Source organism: Enterobacter quasihormaechei (assembly GCF_004331385.1).
GTDB classification, from domain to species: domain Bacteria; phylum Pseudomonadota; class Gammaproteobacteria; order Enterobacterales; family Enterobacteriaceae; genus Enterobacter; species Enterobacter quasihormaechei.
On the sequence record NZ_SJON01000002.1, the window covers coordinates 486165 to 505182 of the forward strand.

At 57.6% G+C, this 19018-nt stretch carries 17 protein-coding genes; 12 read left to right on the top strand and 5 right to left on the bottom strand.

All coding sequences use genetic code 11. The features are described 5' to 3' along the window. Positions 1–27 precede the first annotated feature (27 nt). The 3 genes from garK to garL are packed head-to-tail and all read right to left on the bottom strand — an operon-like array spanning position 28 to position 2912. Complete coding sequence (garK, locus tag E0L16_RS04945) at positions 28–1173, bottom strand: glycerate 2-kinase (RefSeq protein WP_131636438.1); 1146 nt, start codon at positions 1171–1173, stop codon at positions 28–30. 56 nt (positions 1174–1229) lie between these two features. Next, a complete protein-coding gene (gene garR, locus E0L16_RS04950) occupies positions 1230–2120 on the bottom strand; it encodes a 2-hydroxy-3-oxopropionate reductase (RefSeq protein ID WP_063867608.1) in 891 nt (296 codons plus the stop codon). A 21-nt stretch (positions 2121–2141) separates the two neighbouring features. Continuing rightward, complete coding sequence (garL, locus tag E0L16_RS04955; RefSeq protein ID WP_131636439.1) at positions 2142–2912, bottom strand: 2-dehydro-3-deoxyglucarate aldolase; 771 nt, start codon at positions 2910–2912, stop codon at positions 2142–2144. Between the two features lie 365 nt (positions 2913–3277). Here garL and garD point away from each other — a divergent pair, with 365 nt between their 5' ends. After that, positions 3278–4849, top strand: a complete 1572-nt coding sequence (gene garD, locus E0L16_RS04960; protein WP_131636440.1) for a galactarate dehydratase — start codon at positions 3278–3280, stop codon at positions 4847–4849. Between the two features lie 61 nt (positions 4850–4910). Here garD and E0L16_RS04965 read toward each other — a convergent pair whose 3' ends face one another. Then, positions 4911–5714 carry a DeoR family transcriptional regulator gene (locus E0L16_RS04965; RefSeq protein WP_063867605.1) on the bottom strand — a complete coding sequence of 268 codons (804 nt, stop codon included), beginning with the start codon at positions 5712–5714 and terminating at the stop codon, positions 4911–4913. 239 nt (positions 5715–5953) lie between these two features. Between E0L16_RS04965 and kbaZ the strand changes: the two genes are divergently transcribed. The 11 genes from kbaZ (at position 5954) to E0L16_RS05020 (ending at position 18049) form a co-directional block, all read left to right on the top strand. Continuing rightward, positions 5954–7261: a tagatose-bisphosphate aldolase subunit KbaZ gene (kbaZ, locus tag E0L16_RS04970; RefSeq protein ID WP_131636441.1), complete on the top strand. Its 1308-nt coding sequence runs from the start codon at positions 5954–5956 to the stop codon at positions 7259–7261. Positions 7262–7280: 19 nt separating this feature from the next. Next, on the top strand, positions 7281–7754 hold the full coding sequence (agaV, locus tag E0L16_RS04975; protein ID WP_063451076.1) for a PTS N-acetylgalactosamine transporter subunit IIB: 474 nt from the start codon (positions 7281–7283) through the stop codon (positions 7752–7754). A 10-nt stretch (positions 7755–7764) separates the two neighbouring features. Next, complete coding sequence (gene agaW, locus E0L16_RS04980; protein WP_063451075.1) at positions 7765–8544, top strand: PTS N-acetylgalactosamine transporter subunit IIC; 780 nt, start codon at positions 7765–7767, stop codon at positions 8542–8544. Next, positions 8534–9412, top strand: coding sequence for a PTS N-acetylgalactosamine transporter subunit IID (gene agaE, locus E0L16_RS04985; RefSeq protein WP_063451074.1), 879 nt, complete (start codon positions 8534–8536; stop codon positions 9410–9412). The genes agaW and agaE overlap by 11 nt, the downstream gene beginning before the upstream one ends. Before the next feature lie 16 nt (positions 9413–9428). Next, a complete protein-coding gene (agaF, locus tag E0L16_RS04990; protein ID WP_131636442.1) occupies positions 9429–9863 on the top strand; it encodes a PTS galactosamine/N-acetylgalactosamine transporter subunit IIA in 435 nt (144 codons plus the stop codon). After that, on the top strand, positions 9860–10993 hold the full coding sequence (gene nagA / locus E0L16_RS04995; RefSeq protein ID WP_131636443.1) for an N-acetylglucosamine-6-phosphate deacetylase: 1134 nt from the start codon (positions 9860–9862) through the stop codon (positions 10991–10993). The genes agaF and nagA overlap by 4 nt, the downstream gene beginning before the upstream one ends. A 246-nt stretch (positions 10994–11239) precedes the next feature. Continuing rightward, positions 11240–12385, top strand: coding sequence for an SIS domain-containing protein (locus E0L16_RS05000; protein ID WP_131636444.1), 1146 nt, complete (start codon positions 11240–11242; stop codon positions 12383–12385). Between the two features lie 12 nt (positions 12386–12397). Further along, complete coding sequence (gene kbaY, locus E0L16_RS05005) at positions 12398–13270, top strand: tagatose-bisphosphate aldolase subunit KbaY (protein WP_107533950.1); 873 nt, start codon at positions 12398–12400, stop codon at positions 13268–13270. A gap of 117 nt (positions 13271–13387) precedes the next feature. After that, a complete protein-coding gene (malX, locus tag E0L16_RS05010) occupies positions 13388–14959 on the top strand; it encodes a maltose/glucose-specific PTS transporter subunit IIBC (protein WP_063867597.1) in 1572 nt (523 codons plus the stop codon). Between the two features lie 12 nt (positions 14960–14971). Then, positions 14972–16144, top strand: coding sequence for a MalY/PatB family protein (locus E0L16_RS05015; protein ID WP_131636445.1), 1173 nt, complete (start codon positions 14972–14974; stop codon positions 16142–16144). Between the two features lie 15 nt (positions 16145–16159). Beyond that, on the top strand, positions 16160–18049 hold the full coding sequence (locus E0L16_RS05020; protein WP_131636446.1) for an alpha-galactosidase: 1890 nt from the start codon (positions 16160–16162) through the stop codon (positions 18047–18049). A 67-nt stretch (positions 18050–18116) separates the two neighbouring features. Here the strand turns inward: E0L16_RS05020 and rsmI are convergent, their stop codons facing one another. Then, complete coding sequence (rsmI, locus tag E0L16_RS05025; protein ID WP_000809144.1) at positions 18117–18980, bottom strand: 16S rRNA (cytidine(1402)-2'-O)-methyltransferase; 864 nt, start codon at positions 18978–18980, stop codon at positions 18117–18119. Positions 18981–19018: the final 38 nt, after the last annotated feature.

Below are 19018 nucleotides of genomic sequence, written 5' to 3' on the forward strand. Positions count from 1 at the left end.
GCAGTATAGAGGGTTTGCGCGCCGCTGTCACCCCTGGCTACGCATGCCTACCTGCAATGTGGCCGCGATATTGCGCGAGGCGCGGTAAATGTTGTCATACGCGCCCCGGAACGCCTCTTCCAGTGAGCCGATGCTGGTCAGTACGCTGAACACCGCGTCGATGCCGTACTGGTGTACCACGCCCACGTCCTGCGTCAGACTTCCGGCAATCCCTATCACCGGCTTATGGTATTTTTTGGCGACGCTCGCCACGCCGACGGGCACTTTACCGTTAATGCTCTGGCTGTCGATGCGCCCTTCGCCCGTCAGTACCCAGGTGCAGTCGTGAATGTGTTCTTCAAGATTGAGCGCCTGAGTGACAATCTCAATGCCGCTTTTCAGCTCAGCCCCCAGAAATGCCATCAGCGCCGCGCCCATGCCGCCCGCCGCTCCTGCCCCCGGAACCGGGTTCACGTCGATGCGCAAAGATTTTTTGATCACCTCGGCATAGTGGCTAAGATTGGCGTCGAGTTCGAGGATCATCTCCTCGGTGGCGCCTTTTTGCGGGCCAAAGATACGCGACGCGCCGCTTTCACCGACCAGCGGATTCGTCACGTCACAGGCGACGCGGATTGCGCATCCCTGAAGACGCGGATCGAGCGCCGAAATATCAATACGGTTAAGCGCCATCAGGCTACCGCCGCCGTAGCCGATCTCCGTCCCGTTGGCATCCGTAAACCTCGCGCCCAGCGCCTGCATCATGCCGGCGCCCCCGTCGTTGGTTGCGCTCCCGCCGATACCGATAATGATATTGCGCGCGCCTTTATCCAGCGCGCTGAGGATCAGCTCCCCCGTCCCGCGAGACGTTGTGACCAGCGGGTTACGCAGCGCGGGAGGAACCAGCACCAGGCCGCTGGCGGCGGCCATCTCGATAAACGCGGTCGTCCCGTCGCCAGAGATCCCCCAGCGGGCATTCACTTTTTCCCCTAACGGACCGGTGACGACAGCCTGCTGCCAGGTGCCCTGAGTCGCGGCGATCATCGCTTCAACCGTACCTTCCCCACCGTCAGCAACGGGAACCGACACGTAATGAGCGTCGGGGAAAATCTCCCGGAATCCTTTTTCTATCGCCTGCGCCACCTCGGTGGCAGACAGGCTTTCTTTATAAGAGTCTGGCGCGATTACGATTTTCATAGTTGTAAGCCTGGACCGTAGGCCCGGTATGCGTTGCGCCACCGGGCAGGACGTCATTAGCGAGTAATTTCGACCTTCGCCAGTTTTTCGTAGTAGCACGCGAGCGCGCTGTGATCGGCAGTGCCAAGACCGTCCGCACGCAGCGCCTGCATCATCTCCATGACGGCGGCAGTCAGCGGCAGCTGCGCCCCCACGCCGTGTGACGTATCCAGCGCATTCGCCAGATCTTTAATGTGCAGGTCGATACGAAAACCTGGCTTAAAGTTACGATCCATCACCATCGGTGCCTTGGCATCCAGCACGGTGCTGCCCGCCAGACCACCACGAATGGCCTGATAGACCAGATCCGGATTCACCCCCGCTTTGGTGGCCAGCGTCAGCGCCTCCGACATGGCCGCAATGTTCAGCGCCACAATCACCTGGTTTGCCAGCTTGGTGACGTTACCCGCGCCGATGTCCCCGGTGTGCACCACGGAGCCAGCCATCGCTTTCATCAGGTCGTAGTATTTGTCGAAGACGGCTTTATCGCCGCCCACCATCACCGACAGGGTGCCGTCAATGGCTTTGGGCTCGCCGCCGCTGACCGGTGCGTCCAGCATCTCCACGCCTTTCGCCTTCAGCGCCTCGCTGATTTCGCGGCTCGCCAGCGGTGCGATTGAACTCATGTCGATCACCACCAGGCCCGGCTTCGCGCCGTCGATAATGCCGTTCTCACCCAGCGCCACCTCTTTCACGTGCGGAGAGTTTGGCAGCATGGTGATGATGACATCGCACTGCTCGGCGATCGCTTTTGCGGTTGCCGCCGTTTCCGCGCCGGCCGCAATCACCTCTGCCACCGCGTCTGAATTACGGTCGAGAACCACCAGCGAGTAACCTGCTTTGATGAGGTTTTTGCTCATTGGTTTGCCCATGATACCCAGGCCAATAAAACCCACTTTCAGCGTCATAATCTGTTTCCTCAATGATGGTTATTTTTTAAAAGCGTCTGCTAATCTCTGCGTGGCCGCGCGGAATACGCCGAGGTCGCTGCCGACGGCAACAAACGTTGCGCCCCACTCCAGGTAGCGGCGGGCGTCAGCTTCCACCGGCGCCAGAATGCCGCACGGCTTACCGTGGGCTTTGGCACGGGCAAAAATGTGCTGGATCGCGCGCTGTACGTCCGGGTGGCTGGCATTGCCCAGATGACCAAAGGCGGCAGCCAGATCGCTCGGGCCGACGAAAATACCGTCTACGCCTTCGGTCGCGGCAATGGCGTCGACGTTATCGACACCCTGCTGGCTCTCGATCTGAACCAGGGTGGTGATGTTCCTGTTGGACTGGGCGAAATAGTCTGGCACGGTGCCAAACATGTTGGCGCGGTGCGAAACGGACACGCCGCGGATCCCTTCCGGCGGATAGCGGGTCGCCGCCACGGCCAGCACCGCTTCTTCTTCCGTTTCAACAAACGGGATCAGGAAGTTGTAGAAGCCGATATCCAGTAAACGCTTGATGATAACCGGCTCGTTGGTGGGCACACGCACCACCGGCGCGCTGTGGCTGCCTTTCAGCGCCATCAGCTGCGGAATAAACGTGCTGATATCGTTTGGCGCATGTTCGCCGTCCAGCACCAGCCAGTCGAATCCGGCCAGGCCCAGCACTTCCGTGCTGATGGGGTTTGCCAGCGCAGACCAGCAGCCAATCTGGATCTGGTGCGCCGCGAGGGCTGCTTTAAACTTATTCGGGAAGATATCGTTACTCATCGCTTATACCTTTTTTAATTCCGCAGTTTTAGCCAGCATCATTTTTATTTATTCCGACGCAGCGTCAGGGTTATATTTATTTTCTGACTGAATTTTGGCGTTATAAAATCGTCATTCAGTATAATCGCCGCCCGACGGCAGTACATTGTTTCAATGCTCAGTTATCGAGTGATATTTGAACGCTATCTTGAGCATATGCACAAAGCAGTGGGCGCTGATGCACAGAATCAACGATTAGTGTTTCGGGAGCGATCGCGATCACATTCTCACCTTTCCTCTCCTGACATTCTTTATTTCTTCAATAAGAAACAATTAACCATCTGGCTATATTTAGTATCAGATATTTTGCTGGAGAAGCGTAAACAATGGCCGATATTCAAATTCGACAGGCGTCGCCGACGGCGTTCTATATAAAAGTGCACGATACCGACAACGTGGCGATTATTGTCAACGACAATGGCTTAAAAGCGGGTACCCGATTCCCGGACGGGCTGGAGCTGATTGAGCACGTTCCGCAGGGGCACAAGGTCGCGCTGGTCGATATCCCCACGTACGGCGAAATCGTGCGTTACGGCGAAGTCATCGGCTATGCGGTACGCCCTATCCCGCAGGGCAGCTGGGTTGAAGAGTCGCTGGTTGAGCTGCCAGCGGCCCCGCCGCTGGAGACGTTGCCGCTGGCGACCCGCGTCCCTGAGCCGTTGCCTCCGCTTGAGGGCTATACCTTCGAAGGTTACCGCAACGCCGACGGCAGCGTGGGAACCAAAAACCTGCTCGGCATCACCACCAGCGTGCATTGCGTGGCGGGCGTCGTGGATTACGTGGTGAAAATTATTGAGCGCGATCTGCTGCCGAAATACCCCAACGTTGACGGCGTGGTGGGGCTTAACCACCTGTACGGCTGCGGCGTGGCGATCAACGCGCCCGCGGCGGTCGTGCCAATCCGCACAATCCACAATATCGCCCTCAACCCAAACTTTGGCGGCGAGGTGATGGTGATTGGCCTCGGCTGTGAGAAATTGCAGCCTGAACGCCTGTTGCTGGGTACTGAGGATGTGAAAGCCATTCCGGTAGACGATGCCAGCATTGTTCGTCTCCAGGACGAACGTCACGTCGGATTCCGTTCCATGGTCGACGATATTCTTCAGGTGGCGGAGCGCCATCTGGACACGCTGAACAAACGCCAGCGCGAAACCTGCCCGGCCTCTGAGCTGGTCGTGGGGACACAGTGCGGCGGCAGCGATGCGTTTTCCGGCGTGACCGCCAACCCGGCGGTGGGTTACGCGTCGGATTTGTTCGTGCGCTGCGGCGCCACGGTGATGTTCTCCGAGGTCACAGAAGTGCGTGACGCTATCCACCTGCTTACGCCGCGCGCCGTCAACGAGGAGGTGGGCAAACGCCTGCTGGAGGAGATGGCCTGGTACGATAACTATCTTGATATGGGCAAAACCGACCGCAGCGCAAACCCGTCCCCGGGTAACAAGAAAGGCGGCCTGGCGAACGTGGTGGAAAAAGCCCTCGGGTCAATTGCCAAATCCGGCCAGAGTGCGATTGTGGAAGTGCTCTCTCCGGGCCAGCGGCCAACCAAACGCGGCCTTATTTACGCGGCAACGCCTGCCAGTGATTTTGTTTGCGGCACCCAGCAGGTGGCGTCCGGCATTACGGTACAGGTCTTTACCACCGGGCGCGGCACGCCGTACGGCCTGATGGCGGTACCGGTGATCAAAATGGCGACCCGCACCGAGCTGGCAAACCGCTGGTATGACTTAATGGATATCAACGCCGGCACCATCGCCACCGGGGAAGAAAGTATTGAGGACGTGGGCTGGAAGCTGTTCCACTTCATTCTGGACGTGGCGAGCGGGCGGAAGAAAACCTTCTCTGATCAATGGGGATTGCATAACCAGCTGGCGGTGTTTAATCCGGCGCCGGTGACGTGATGGCCCCTCACCCTGCCCTCTCCCCACAGGGGAGAGGGCAGGGTGAGGGGGGAAAGCCCCTTTAGACCAGCACCACATCAATCCCGCTTTTCCGCAGCCCGTCGAGGCTCTCCGCCGGAATACCTTCATCGACGATAATCATATCGATCCGCTGGGTATCAATGATTTTATGCAGGCTTGAACGATTAAACTTGCTGGAGTCGGTCACAACGATAATGCGCTCTGCCACCTCGCACATTTTTCGATTCAGGCGGGCTTCATCCTCATTGTGCGTACTCACCCCCCGATCGAGATCGATGGCGTCGACGCCCAGGAACAGCAGGTCAAAATGGTAATTCTGTAACGACTGCTCCGCCTGGTCGCCGTAGAAAGACTGCGACTGACGGCGCAAGTGTCCACCGGTCATCAGCAGCTCCACTCCCTCTGCTTCCAGCAGCGCGTTCGCCACGTTCATCCCGTTGGTCATGGCAATAACGTCGGTGTGCTGGCGCAGCATACGGGCGATTTCACAGGTCGTAGTACCCGAGTCCAGAATAATGCGGTGGCCCGGCTTCACCAGCTCAGCCGCCGCCTGCGCGATGCTGCGCTTCACTGCCGTATTAAGGGAACTTTTGTCCTCAACGGACGGCTCCACGCCGGGCATATTGCCTTCGCAAATCAGCGCGCCGCCGTAAGCGCGAACGGCAATCCCCTGCTTTTCCAGAAAGGCCAGATCGTTACGGATCGTCACCGTCGACACGCCGTATAAAAGAGAAAGATCGTTAACCTGCACGCTTCCCTGCGCCCGCAACCGCTGAATGATCTGCTCTCGCCTTTCGCTGGTGCCGGTGATGCGCTTCTCTGCGGATGGATCGGTGCTGCTCATACGAGCTCCTTAGTAAATAAACTTTCGTTTCATTTCGTTTTGCTTATTAACGCCTTTCTTTTAAGGGAATGCAAGCCCTGTAAGGCGCGCTGACGCACGCTTACCCGCCGCTGAAACCTTTCATTATGTTTCTTTTGTGAAACAGATCGGAAAACTATTATCTTTCGTTTTATTTTTACCTCACCATAATGCAGTATCAAATGAAACAAAACGAAAGATGAATACCAACACCATCCGAAATGGAGAGGAAAGTGAAACATCTGACAGAAATGGTGGAACACCATAAACGGGGGAATACAAACGGGATTTATGCCGTCTGTTCCGCACATCCACTGGTACTTGAAGCTGCAATTCGTTACGCCCATTCTCAACAGACGCCTCTGCTGATTGAAGCCACCTCAAACCAGGTGGATCAGTTTGGCGGCTATACCGGTATGACGCCCGCCGACTTTCATGGGTTTGTCTGCACGCTGGCGGGATCTCTTGATTTCCCCACCTCGCAGCTGATCCTTGGCGGCGATCATCTCGGTCCCAACCGCTGGCAAAACCTGCCGGCTTTGCAGGCGATGGCGAACGCCGACGATCTCATCAAAAGCTACGTGGCGGCCGGGTTCAAGAAGATCCATCTCGATTGCAGCATGTCCTGCGAAGACGATCCGGTTCCTTTAACCGATGCGATCGTTGCCGGGCGCGCCGCGCGTCTGGCAAAAATTGCCGAAACAACCTGTCTTGAGCAATTTGGTGTAGTCGATCTGGTCTACGTTATCGGCACGGAAGTTCCGGTTCCCGGCGGCGCGCACGACACGCTGACCGAGCTTGAGGTCACCACGCCAGAGGCGGCACGCGCCACGCTTGAGGCACACCGCCACGCGTTCGAGAAGGAAGGGTTAAGCGACATCTGGCCGCGCATTATTGGCCTGGTGGTTCAGCCCGGCGTTGAGTTCGATCATGCGCACGTTTGTGACTATCAGCCGCATAAGGCCGTCGCGCTGAGCAAAATGGTTGAAGCCTATGACACGCTGGTATTTGAAGCACATTCTACCGATTACCAGACGCCGCAGGCGCTGCGCCAGCTGGTGAACGATCACTTCGCCATTCTTAAAGTCGGCCCTGCCCTGACCTTTGCCCTGCGCGAAGCGCTGTTCTCGCTGGCGGCCATTGAAGAAGAGCTGCTGCCGGCAAAAGCCTGCTCCGGGCTGCGTCACGTCCTGGAAAACGTGATGCTCGATCGCCCGGAATACTGGCAAAGCCACTATCACGGTGACGGCAACGCCCGACGCCTGGCCCGCGGCTACAGCTACTCCGACCGCGTGCGTTATTACTGGCCAGACAGCCAGATTGACGACGCCTTTGAGCGACTGGTACGCAACCTTGCGGATGAACCGATCCCGCTGCCGTTGATCAGCCAGTATCTGCCTTTGCAGTACAGCAAAGTTCGCGAGGGCGCTCTCAAGTCAACGCCACGGGAACTCATCCTCGACCACATTCAGGACATACTCCAGCAGTACCATGCCGCCTGCGAAGGCGTAACGACTCAACACGCATAATTAAAAAGAGGAAAACGCTATGCCAAACATTGTCTTATGCCGCATTGATGAGCGCCTGATCCACGGACAGGTGGGCGTGCAGTGGGTGGGGTTTGCGGGGGCAAACCTGGTGCTGGTGGCAAATGACGAGGTTGCAGACGATCCGGTTCAACAAAACCTGATGGAAATGGTGCTCGCGGAAGGCATCGCCGTGCGTTTCTGGTCTCTGCAAAAGGTCATCGACAACATTCATCGCGCCGCCGACCGCCAGAAAATTCTGCTGGTCTGCAAATCACCGGCTGATTTTTTAACGCTGGTAGAGGGCGGCGTACCCATCACCCGTATCAACGTCGGAAATATGCATTATGCCAGTGGCAAACAGCAAATTGCCAAAACGGTATCTGTAGACGCGAACGATATCGCCGCGTTTAACGGCCTGAAGGCGGCCGGCGTGGAATGCTTCGTTCAGGGCGTTCCAACAGAGACTGCTTTGGATCTCTTTAAACTGCTCTGAGGGATTCACAATGGAAATCAGTCTTTTGCAGGCTTTCGCGCTCGGGCTTCTCGCCTTTATCGCGGGCCTGGATATGTTTAACGGCTTAACACACATGCACCGTCCGGTAGTGCTCGGGCCGCTGGTTGGCCTGATACTGGGCGACCTGCACACCGGTATTCTGACCGGCGGTACCTTAGAACTGGTCTGGATGGGCCTGGCGCCGCTGGCGGGCGCGCAGCCGCCGAACGTGATTATCGGCACCATCGTTGGCACCACGTTTGCCATCACCACGGGCGTGAAGCCGGATGTCGCCGTTGGGGTGGCCGTACCGTTTGCCGTGGCGGTGCAGATGGGTATTACGTTCCTCTTCTCCGTGATGTCCGGCGTAATGTCCCGCTGCGATCGCATGGCGGCTAACGCGGACACCGACGGCATTGAGCGAGTCAACTATCTGGCGCTGCTGGCGCTCGGTGTTTTTTATTTTCTGTGCGCGTTTCTGCCCATCTACTTCGGTGCAGAACACGCGAAAACCGCCATTGCTATTCTGCCGGAGCGTCTGATCGACGGTCTCGGCGTCGCGGGCGGCATCATGCCAGCGATCGGCTTCGCCGTGCTGCTGAAGATCATGATGAAAAACGTTTACATCCCTTACTTCATTATCGGTTTTGTCGCCGCGGCCTGGCTGAAGCTTCCGGTGCTGGCGATTGCGGCGGCTGCGCTGGCGATGGCGCTGATCGACCTGCTGCGTAAGTCGCCTGAACCGACGACGCCTGCGGCCCAGAAAGAGGAATTTGAAGATGGCATCTAATCACACCACCCTGCCGGGCGCGTCCGTCAGTGAAGAGACGCTGCTGAGCGGCGTGAATGAAAACGTCTATGAAGACCAGACCATTGGCGCGGAGCTGACCAAAAAAGACATTAACCGCGTGGCCTGGCGCTCCATGCTGTTACAGGCCTCGTTCAACTACGAGCGTATGCAGGCCTCCGGCTGGCTGTACGGGCTGCTGCCCGCGCTGAAAAAGATCCACACCAATAAACGGGACCTGGCGCGCGCCATGAAGGGCCATATGGGCTTCTTCAACACCCATCCGTTCCTGGTGACCTTTGTTATCGGCATTATTCTGGCGATGGAACGATCAAAGCAGGACGTGAACAGCATTCAGAGCACGAAAATTGCCGTCGGTGCGCCGCTCGGAGGCATTGGTGACGCCATGTTCTGGCTCACCCTGCTGCCGATTTGCGGGGGGATTGGCGCCAGCCTTGCGCTACAGGGCTCCATTCTTGGCGCGGTGGTCTTTATCGTGCTGTTTAACGTGGTGCATCTCGGCCTGCGTTTTGGTCTGGCGCACTATGCCTACCGAATGGGTGTCGCCGCGATCCCGCTGATCAAGGCCAACACCAAAAAGGTTGGCCATGCTGCGTCCATTGTCGGGATGACGGTAATTGGTGCGCTGGTGGCAACCTATGTCCGCCTGAATACCACACTCGAGATTAAAGCCGGGGATGCGGTCGTCAAACTGCAAACAGACGTGATCGACAAGCTGATGCCGGCGTTTTTGCCGCTGGTCTACACCCTGACCATGTTCTGGCTGGTACGCCGTGGCTGGAGCCCGCTGCGCCTGATTGGTATCACCGTGGTGCTGGGCGTAGTCGGTAAATTCTGTCACTTCCTGTAAACGCAAAGAGGTTGCGATGTTAGGCATTATTTTGACGGGTCACGGCGGTTTTGCCAGCGGGCTTGAACAGGCGATGAAGCAGATCCTCGGCGAACAGCCGCAGTTTATCGCCATCGATTTTCCGGAAAGTTCCACCACTGCGCGGCTGACCGCGCAGCTTGAGCAAGCAGTGACTGAACTGGACGCAGAGCACGATATTGTGTTTCTCACCGATCTTCTCGGCGGGACGCCGTTTCGTGTGGCCTCTACCCTCGCGATGCAGCGGCCCGGCAGCGAAGTGATCGCCGGCACTAACCTCCAGCTTTTGCTGGAGATGGTGCTGGATCGCGACGGATTAAGCAGCGAAGCGTTTCGTTTGCAGGCGCTGGAGTGCGGCCATCGCGGCCTGACCAGCCTGGTGGATGAGCTAGCCCGCTGTCGCGAGGAAGTGCCCGCCGGGGAAGGGATATGAGCCAGGTGCTGCGCGCGCGTCGTCTGCTTACCGGGCAGGGCTGGCTGGATGACCACCAGCTGCGTATCGAAAGAGGCGTCATCACCGCCATCGAGCCGATACCGGCAGGGGTTAACGTCCGCGAGGCGGACCTGCTTTGCCCGGCATATATCGATATCCACGTCCACGGCGGTGCGGGAGTGGACGTGATGGATGATGCACCCGACGTGCTGGACCGGTTAGCCATGCATAAAGCACGTGAAGGTGTGGGGGCGTTTTTACCCACCACCGTCACCGCTCCGCTGGAGGCGATCCATGGCGCGTTAAGGCGTATTGCCCGACGCTGTCATGCCGGTGGCCCCGGCGCGCAGGTTCTGGGGAGCTATCTGGAAGGCCCGTACTTTACGCCGCAGAACAAAGGGGCGCACCCGCCAGAACTGTTTCGCGAACTGGATCTTGCGGAACTTGATGCGCTGATTGCGGTTTCGCAGGACACGCTGCGGGTTGTGGCGCTGGCCCCGGAAAAAGCGCACGCCCTGAAGGCGATCCATCACCTCAGCCAGAAAGGGATACGCGTCATGCTGGGCCACAGCGCTGCTACATACGCGCAGACCCTTGCCGCATTTGACGCAGGCGCAGCCGGGCTGGTGCACTGCTACAACGGCATGACGGGGTTACACCACCGGGAGCCCGGCATGGTTGGCGCCGGGCTGACGGACCCACGCGCGTGGCTGGAGCTGATTGCCGACGGTCACCACGTTCACCCTGGAGCCATGCGGCTGTGTTGTTGCTGTGCGAAGGATCGCACGGTGCTGATTACCGATGCCATGCAGGCGGCGGGGATGCCCGACGGGCGCTATACGCTATGTGGTGAAAATGTCGAGATGCAGGGCGGCGTTGTCCGCACGGCCTCCGGCGGGCTGGCGGGCAGCACGCTCGCGCTGGATGCCGCCGTGCGACATATGGTGGAGCATACGGGGGTTCCCGCAGAGAACGCTATTCATATGGCCTCGCTGCATCCTGCCCGCCTGCTCGGTATGGACCACCTGCTGGGATCGTTAGCGCCAGGCAAACGCGCCAACATTATTGCGCTGGACGCAGGTTTACACCTCCGGCAGATCTGGCTTCAGGGTCAGGTGTTTTCGCTATAGCCCTTTCGCAGTCTGCTCTGTTGGCCTTACGGAATGCGATCGTAAGGCCTTTCTTTTCCTTTCCTTAATTTTTACCTTTCCTTTCGCGATCACACTTTTCGTTTTATTTCTTTTTCGCCATTGAACTTTCGATTTCTTTTCTATAGATTTTCTTTAACTGCTTAAGTGAACAAGTGAAACGAAACGAAAGATAGCGACACGTTTGCCAGCGTCTGATGTGGAATTCACACGACTAAGGACTGAGTTATGCCACAAACCACTACCGCCACCACCGGCACCTGGACCGAAAAAGAGATCCGCCAGCAGCCAGCCAGCTGGCTTCGCTCGCTCAGCAATATCGATAACCTGCGCGCGTCGATCGACGGTTTTCTGACGCCACTGTTGCGCAAGCCCGATCTGCGGATCGTTCTGACCGGTGCGGGCACGTCCGCTTTTATCGGTGACATCATTGCGCCATGGCTTGCCAGCCGCACAGGGAAAAACATGACCGCGATCCCAACGACCGATCTGGTCACCAATCCGATGGATTATTTCAGCCCTGCGCACCCGCTGCTGCTGGTCTCTTTTGCCCGTTCCGGCAACAGCCCGGAGAGCGTCGCCGCCGTTGAGCTGGCGAACCAGTTTGTGCCGGAGTGCTACCACCTGTCGATCACCTGTAATGAAGCGGGCAGCCTGTACCAGAATGCCGTCGACAGCGATAACGCCTGCGCTCTGCTCATGCCGGCTGAAACGCACGATCGCGGGTTCGCGATGACAAGCAGCATCACCACCATGATGGCGAGCTGCCTGGCGGTATTCGCACCGGAAACGATCAACAGCAAAACGTTCCGCGACGTATCCGATCGCTGTCAGGCGATCCTCACGTCGCTCGGCGATTTCAGCCACGGCGTTTTTGGTAACGAACCGTGGAAGCGCATCGTTTATCTGGGCAGCGGCGGATTACAGGGCGCCGCGCGGGAATCTGCGCTGAAGGTGCTGGAGCTGACCGCCGGCAAGCTGGCGGCATTCTACGATTCGCCAGCGGGTTTTCGTCACGGCCCTAAGTCGCTGGTAGACAACGAAACGCTGGTCGTCGTGTTTGTCTCCAGCCATCCGTATACCCGTCGGTACGATCTGGATCTGCTCGCCGAGCTGCGTCGCGATCGTCAGGCCATGCGCGTGGTAGCCATTGCAGCCGAAACGGATCCGGTCATTGAAGCAGGCCCGCATATCCTGCTGCCGCCTTCCCGCGCGTTTAACGATATGGAGCAGGCGTTCTGCTTCCTGATGTACGCCCAGGTCTTTGCACTCACCCAGTCTCTGCACGTCGGCAATACGCCGGATACGCCGTCCGCCAGCGGTACGGTTAACCGTGTGGTCCAGGGCGTTGTTATTCATCCGTGGCAGGCTTAAGAGGAGAGGCTCATGAGCATTATTTCTACCAAATACCTTTTGCAGGACGCGCAGACGAAGGGCTATGCCGTTCCGGCCTTTAACATCCACAACGCCGAGACGATCCAGGCGATCCTCGAAGTCTGTAGCGAAATGCGCTCGCCGGTGATCCTCGCGGGTACGCCGGGTACGTTTAAACATATTGCGCTGGAAGAGATTTACGCCTTATGCAGCGCCTATTCCCACACTTATGACATGCCACTGGCGCTCCACCTCGATCACCACGAATCGCTGGACGACATTCGCCGCAAAGTCCATGCCGGCGTACGCAGCGCAATGATCGACGGCAGCCATTACCCGTTCGAACAAAACGTGAAGCTGGTGAAGTCGGTCGTCGATTTCTGCCACCTCAACGACTGTAGCGTCGAGGCCGAGCTGGGACGACTGGGCGGGGTGGAAGATGACATGAGCGTCGACGCCGAAAGCGCGTTTCTGACCGACCCGCAGGAAGCGAAACGCTTTGTCGAGCTGACTGGGGTGGACAGCCTCGCCGTTGCCATCGGTACCGCACACGGCCTCTATACCAAACGGCCAAAAATCGATTTCCAGCGGCTGGCCGAGATCCGCGAGGTGGTGACGGTGCCACTGGTGCTGCACGGCGCGAGCGATGTGCCGGATGAGGACGTGCGCCGCACCATTGAGCTGGGCGTCTGCAAAGTGAACGTTGCAACAGAACTGAAAATCGCCTTCTCCGACGCCGTTAAAGCCTGGTTTGCCGAAAACCCGCAGGGCAACGATCCGCGCTTCTACATGCGGGTCGGCATGGATGCCATGAAGGAGGTGGTCAGAAGCAAAATCACCGTTTGCGGCTCGGCAAACCGACTGCTGCTTCCGGCTGAAGCCTGATCCCATCGCGCATTACATCAATACCTAAAAAATAACTATAAGCCTCGCAAATATGAAGGCGCGTCCTTAAGCCGGACAGCGCCTTCCATTATCCTAAAAAATCCGAGGAGTCCCTACATGACACAGGAAAAGTCGTTTAAATCGAAAGCGTGGGCGTTTTTCCAGAGCCTGGGAAAGACCTTTATGTTCCCGGTGTCCCTGCTTGCCTTTATGGGGCTGCTGCTGGGTATTGGCAGTTCCGTTACCAGCCCCTCCACCATCAAAAGTTTTCCTTTTCTGGGCGGCGAGTTAACGCAGCTCACCTTTGGTTTTATCGCCATGGTCGGCGGGTTTGCCTTTACCTACCTGCCGCTGATGTTTGCCATGGCGATCCCGATGGGCCTTGCCAAACGCAATAAAGCGGTAGGCGCCTTTGCCGGATTCGTTGGCTACATGCTGATGAACATGAGCATCAACTATTACCTGACCGCCACCCACCAGCTTGCCGATGCCGCCACCATGAGACAGGTGGGACAATCCATCGTGCTGGGCATTCAAACGCTGGAGATGGGTGTGCTGGGCGGCATTGTGGTGGGGGTCATCACCTACTTCCTGCACGAACGCTTTCAGGACACGGTGCTGCACGACGCCTTTGCCTTCTTCAGCGGCATTCGTTTTGTCCCGATTATTACCGCCCTCACCCTGTCGCTGGTCGGTTTGTTCATCCCCCTGCTGTGGGAATATGTGGCGATGGGCATTGCCGGGATTGGTCATATTATCCAGAGCACCAGCGTTTTTGGGCCGTTCCTGTATGGCGTGGGCGTGCTGCTGCTCAAGCCGTTTGGCCTGCATCACATTCTGCTGGCGATGGTGCGCTTCACCCCGGCGGGCGGCGTTGAGATGGTCAACGGTCATGAGGTGGCCGGTGCGCTGAATATTTTCTACGCCGAGCTGAAGGCCGGCCTGCCGTTTAGCCCGCACGTTACGGCATTTTTATCGCAAGGTTTTATGCCGACCTTTATCTTCGGCCTGCCTGCCGTGGCCTATGCCATCTACCGCACCGCGCGCCCGGAGAACCGTCCGGTGATTAAAGGGCTGCTGCTTTCCGGCGTGCTGGTTTCGGTGGTCACCGGCATTTCGGAGCCGATTGAGTTCCTGTTCCTGTTTATCGCCCCTGTGCTTTATGCCTTCCATATCGTTATGTCGGGCCTGGCGCTGCTGGTGATGGCGCTGCTCGGCGTCACCATCGGCAACACCGACGGCGGCATTCTGGACCTGCTGATCTTCGGCGTCATGCAGGGAACGTCGACCAAATGGTATCTGCTGTTCCCGGTGGGTATTGCCTGGTTTGCTATCTACTTCTTCGTCTTCCGCTGGTACATCCTCAAACACGATATTAAAACGCCGGGCCGTGAGGTTGACGCGCAGGGTGCGCTCCAGGCGGTGGAAGCCAATACCCGGGCACGTGGAAAATCGAAATACGATCATGGACTTATTCTTCGTGCGCTTGGCGGCAAAGAGAATATTGAGTCGCTCGACAACTGCATTACCCGCTTGCGTCTGGTAGTGAAAGATATGGGGCTTATCGACCAGCAGGCGCTGAAGGCCGCGGGCGCCCTGTCCGTCGTGGTGCTTGATGCCCACAGCGTTCAGGTGATCATCGGCCCGCAGGTGCAGAGCGTCAAAACCGGCATTGAAGCCTTAATTTAACAGGGGGTCGTTGTGTTTGATTTCGACAGGATCATTGAGCGTAAAAGCGATAAGTGCCGTAAATGGGATCATGCGTTTGTGTGCTCGCGTTTCGGTGATGTCCCGGAGGGATTTATCCCGCTGTGGATAGCAGATATGGACTTCACCTCGCCACCCGCCGTGACTGAAGGCTTTCAGCGCATCGTGGAGCATGGCACCTTCGGTTATACCTGGTGCTTCGACGAATTCTACGATGCGGTCATCGCCTTCCAGCGCACCCGTCATCAGGTTGAGGTGGAGAAGTCATGGATCACCCTGACCTACGGCACCGTGTCCACGCTGCACTATACGGTTCAGGCGTTCTGCACACCCGGCGACTGCGTGATAATGAACACCCCGGTGTACGATCCGTTTGCCATGGCGACGCAGCGACAGGGAGTGCAAGTACTCGCTAACCCGCTGCGCGTGGAAGATAACCGCTACCAGCTTGATTTTAACCTGACCGAAGCGCTGCTCAGAACGCACCGGCCCGCGCTGTGGTTCTTCTGCTCGCCGCATAACCCCTCCGGCAGGATCTGGCGCGCGGATGAGATCCGCCAGGTCTCCGAACTCTGCAAACGCTACGGCACCATTCTGGTGGTTGATGAGGTGCACGCGGAACATATTCTCGACGGCACGTTCGTGAGCTGTTTGACCTCCGGCTGCGCCGCGCTGGATAACCTGATTGTGCTGACCTCCCCGAATAAAGCGTTCAACCTGGGGGGGCTAAAAACATCCTACTCGATGATTCCAGACGATTCGCTGCGTCAGCGCTTCCGTCAGCAGCTAGAGAAGAACTCAATTACCTCGCCAAATATCTTCGGCGTGTGGGGGATTATTCTGGCCTATCAGCACGGCCTGCCGTGGCTCGACGCGCTGAACGGTTATCTGCGCGGCAATGCCCGCTACCTGGCGGATGCCATTCAGACCCACTTCCCGGCGTGGAAGATGATGAACCCGGAGTCGTCGTATCTCGCCTGGGTAGACGTCAGCGCGGACGATCGCAGCGCGACGGCGCTGACCCAACATTTCGCAAAACAGGCTGGCGTGGTCATCGAAGACGGCAGCCACTACGTCCAGAACGGCGAAAACTACCTGCGGATCAACTTCGGTACCCAGCGCTACTGGCTGGAGCAGTCCATCAACCGAATGCTGAAGCATTACTGATAAGGATCTTACCCGATGAAAAAAGTGCTCACACTCTCGCTGCTGGCGCTTTGCGTGTCCCACGGCGCGGCGGCAGCGAACTACGCGCTCAGCAACGACGCTATTGCCCTCTCGTTTGATGATGCAAACGCAGCGGCCGTGGTGAAGGACAGCAGGGCTAACCATCCGCTCGCGCCGCAGGAGCTGTTCTTTCTGACGCTGCCGGATGAAACAAAAATCCATACCGCTGATTTTAAAATCAAGCACGTCGAAAAGCAGGACAACGCGATTGTCGTCGATTTTACGCATCCGGATTTTAACGTGACGGTGAAGCTGAACCTGGTGAAGGATAAATACGCCAGTATCGATTACACCATCGCTGCGGTCGGCCAGCCGCGGGACGTGGCGAAAATTACCTTCTTCCCGACGAAAAAGCAGTCCCAGGCGCCTTACGTTGACGGGGCGATCAACAGCTCGCCAATCGTGGCCGACTCGTTCTTCATTCTGCCAGACAAACCGATTGTAAATACTTACGCTTATGAAGCCACCACGAACCTGAACGTCGAGCTGAAAACGCCCATTCAGCCTGAAGCGCCGGTCAGCTACACCACCTGGTTTGGCACCTTCCCGGAAACCAGCCAACTGCGCCGCAGCGTGAACCAGTTTATTGATGCCGTACGTCCGCGACCGTATAAGCCTTATCTGCACTACAACAGCTGGATGGACATCGGCTTCTTTACCCCGTACTCCGAGCAGGATGTGCTGGGGCGGATGGACGAATGGAACAAGGAGTTTATCGCCGGGCGCGGCGTGGCGCTGGACGCGTTCCTGCTGGACGATGGCTGGGACGATCGCACCGGACGGTGGCTGTTTGGCCCGGCATTCAGCAACGGTTTCGGCAAGGTCAGGGAGAAAGCCGACAGCCTGCACAGCTCGGTTGGGCTGTGGCTTTCACCGTGGGGCGGCTACAACAAGCCGCGCGATATTCGCGTCTCGCATGCAAAAGAGTACGGATTTGAAACCGTAGACGGGAAGCTGGCGCTGTCAGGGCCGAACTACTTTAAAAACTTTAACGATCGGATCATCAAGCTGATCGAAAACGAGCACATTACCTCGTTTAAGCTCGACGGCATGGGCAACGCCAACTCGCATATCAAGGGGAGCCCGTTTGCCTCGGATTTCGACGCGTCAATCGCCCTGCTGCATAACATGCGTAGCGCCAACCCAAACCTGTTTATCAACCTGACAACCGGCACCGACGCCAGCCCGTCCTGGCTGTTCTACGCTGACGCGATCTGGCGTCAGGGCGATGATATCAACCTGTACGGCCCCGGCACGCCGGTGCAGCAGTGGATGACCTACCGCGATGCCGAAACCTGGCGATCCATCGTGCGCAAAGGTCCGCTGTTCCCGCTGAACTCGCTGATGTATCACGGGATTGTCAGCGCCGAAAATGCGTATTACGGTCTGGAGAAGGTACAAACGGACAGCGATTTTGCCGACCAGGTGTGGAGCTACTTCGCAACCGGCACCCAGTTGCAGGAACTGTACATCACGCCATCCATGCTCAACAAGGCGAAGTGGGATACCCTGGCGCAGGCTGCAAAATGGTCGCGTGAGAATGCCAGCGTGCTGGTGGATACTCACTGGATTGGCGGTGACCCGACTGCGCTTCAGGTTTACGGCTGGGCTTCCTGGAGCAAAGACAAAGCGATTTTTGGCTTACGCAACCCGTCGGATAAGCCGCAACGTTACTATCTGGATTTAACGAAAGATTTTGAGATCCCGACAGGCGATGCTTCGCAGTTCACCCTGAAAGCCGTGTACGGCAGCAATTCAACCGTACCGGAGGAGTATAAAAACGCCATGGTGATCACCCTGCAACCGCTGGAAACGCTGGTGTTTGAGGCGATGCTTGGTAAATAGTAAGGTTCTGGCACTCTGTAGGCCGGGTAAGGCGCAGCCGCCACCCGGCAAAACAAGGGGGGATAACTTACTCCCCCTGCTGCTCCAGCGCGTATTTATACAGCGCATTTTTCTTCACGCCGTGGATCTCTGCCGCCAGCGCAGCCGCTTTTTTCAGAGGAAGTTCAGCCTGTAGCAGGGCCAGCGTACGCAGCGCATCGGCAGGCAGGGCGTCTTCCTGCGCTTTATGCCCTTCGACAATCAGCACCATTTCGCCCTTGCGGCGGTTTTCATCCTCTTTCACCCACGCCAGCAGCTCGCCGACCGGCGCACCGTGAATGGTTTCCCACGTTTTGGTCAGCTCGCGCGCCAGCACCACGTAGCGCCCTTCGCCCCAGACGGTCACCATATCTTCCAGGCTTTCCAGCAGGCGGTGAGTGGATTCGTAGAAAATCAGGGTACGCGGTTCGGCTTCCAGATCCTTTAACACGTCGCGGCGGCCTTTGGATTTGGCGGGCAGGAAACCTTCGTAGCAGAAACGATCGGACGGCAGACCCGCCGCGCTTAATGCGGCAATAGCAGCACACGGCCCCGGCAGCGGCACCACGCGTATCCCGGCTTCACGGCAGGTGCGCACCAGATGGTAACCCGGATCGTTAATAAGCGGCGTACCCGCATCGGAGACCAGGGCGATGTTCTGCCCTTCCTTAAGCTTCGCCACCAGCGTTTCGGCTTTTTGTTGCTCATTGTGATCGTGCAGGGCAAACAAACGGGCGTTAATGGCAAAGTGTTGCAGCAGTAAACCGGTATGACGGGTGTCTTCAGCAGCAATTAAATCAACAGCTTGCAATACAGTGAGTGCACGTTGGGTAATATCAGACAAATTCCCGATAGGAGTAGGTACAATATAAAGCTGGCCTTGAGAATTATCTGCCGTTTCGTGTTGTTTCATTGTCTCGTCCGTATTGCCGATTTAATATTGAGCATTGC

Coding starts and splice junctions, on each gene's coding strand:
- garK (WP_131636438.1), bottom strand. CDS start 1,173: ATGAAAATCGTAATCGCGCCAGACTCTTATAAAGAAAGCCTGTCTGCC.
- garR (WP_063867608.1), bottom strand. CDS start 2,120: ATGACGCTGAAAGTGGGTTTTATTGGCCTGGGTATCATGGGCAAACCA.
- garL (WP_131636439.1), bottom strand. CDS start 2,912: ATGAGTAACGATATCTTCCCGAATAAGTTTAAAGCAGCCCTCGCGGCG.
- garD (WP_131636440.1), top strand. CDS start 3,278: ATGGCCGATATTCAAATTCGACAGGCGTCGCCGACGGCGTTCTATATA.
- E0L16_RS04965 (WP_063867605.1), bottom strand. CDS start 5,714: ATGAGCAGCACCGATCCATCCGCAGAGAAGCGCATCACCGGCACCAGC.
- kbaZ (WP_131636441.1), top strand. CDS start 5,954: ATGGAGAGGAAAGTGAAACATCTGACAGAAATGGTGGAACACCATAAA.
- agaV (WP_063451076.1), top strand. CDS start 7,281: ATGCCAAACATTGTCTTATGCCGCATTGATGAGCGCCTGATCCACGGA.
- agaW (WP_063451075.1), top strand. CDS start 7,765: ATGGAAATCAGTCTTTTGCAGGCTTTCGCGCTCGGGCTTCTCGCCTTT.
- agaE (WP_063451074.1), top strand. CDS start 8,534: ATGGCATCTAATCACACCACCCTGCCGGGCGCGTCCGTCAGTGAAGAG.
- agaF (WP_131636442.1), top strand. CDS start 9,429: ATGTTAGGCATTATTTTGACGGGTCACGGCGGTTTTGCCAGCGGGCTT.
- nagA (WP_131636443.1), top strand. CDS start 9,860: ATGAGCCAGGTGCTGCGCGCGCGTCGTCTGCTTACCGGGCAGGGCTGG.
- E0L16_RS05000 (WP_131636444.1), top strand. CDS start 11,240: ATGCCACAAACCACTACCGCCACCACCGGCACCTGGACCGAAAAAGAG.
- kbaY (WP_107533950.1), top strand. CDS start 12,398: ATGAGCATTATTTCTACCAAATACCTTTTGCAGGACGCGCAGACGAAG.
- malX (WP_063867597.1), top strand. CDS start 13,388: ATGACACAGGAAAAGTCGTTTAAATCGAAAGCGTGGGCGTTTTTCCAG.
- E0L16_RS05020 (WP_131636446.1), top strand. CDS start 16,160: ATGAAAAAAGTGCTCACACTCTCGCTGCTGGCGCTTTGCGTGTCCCAC.
- rsmI (WP_000809144.1), bottom strand. CDS start 18,980: ATGAAACAACACGAAACGGCAGATAATTCTCAAGGCCAGCTTTATATT.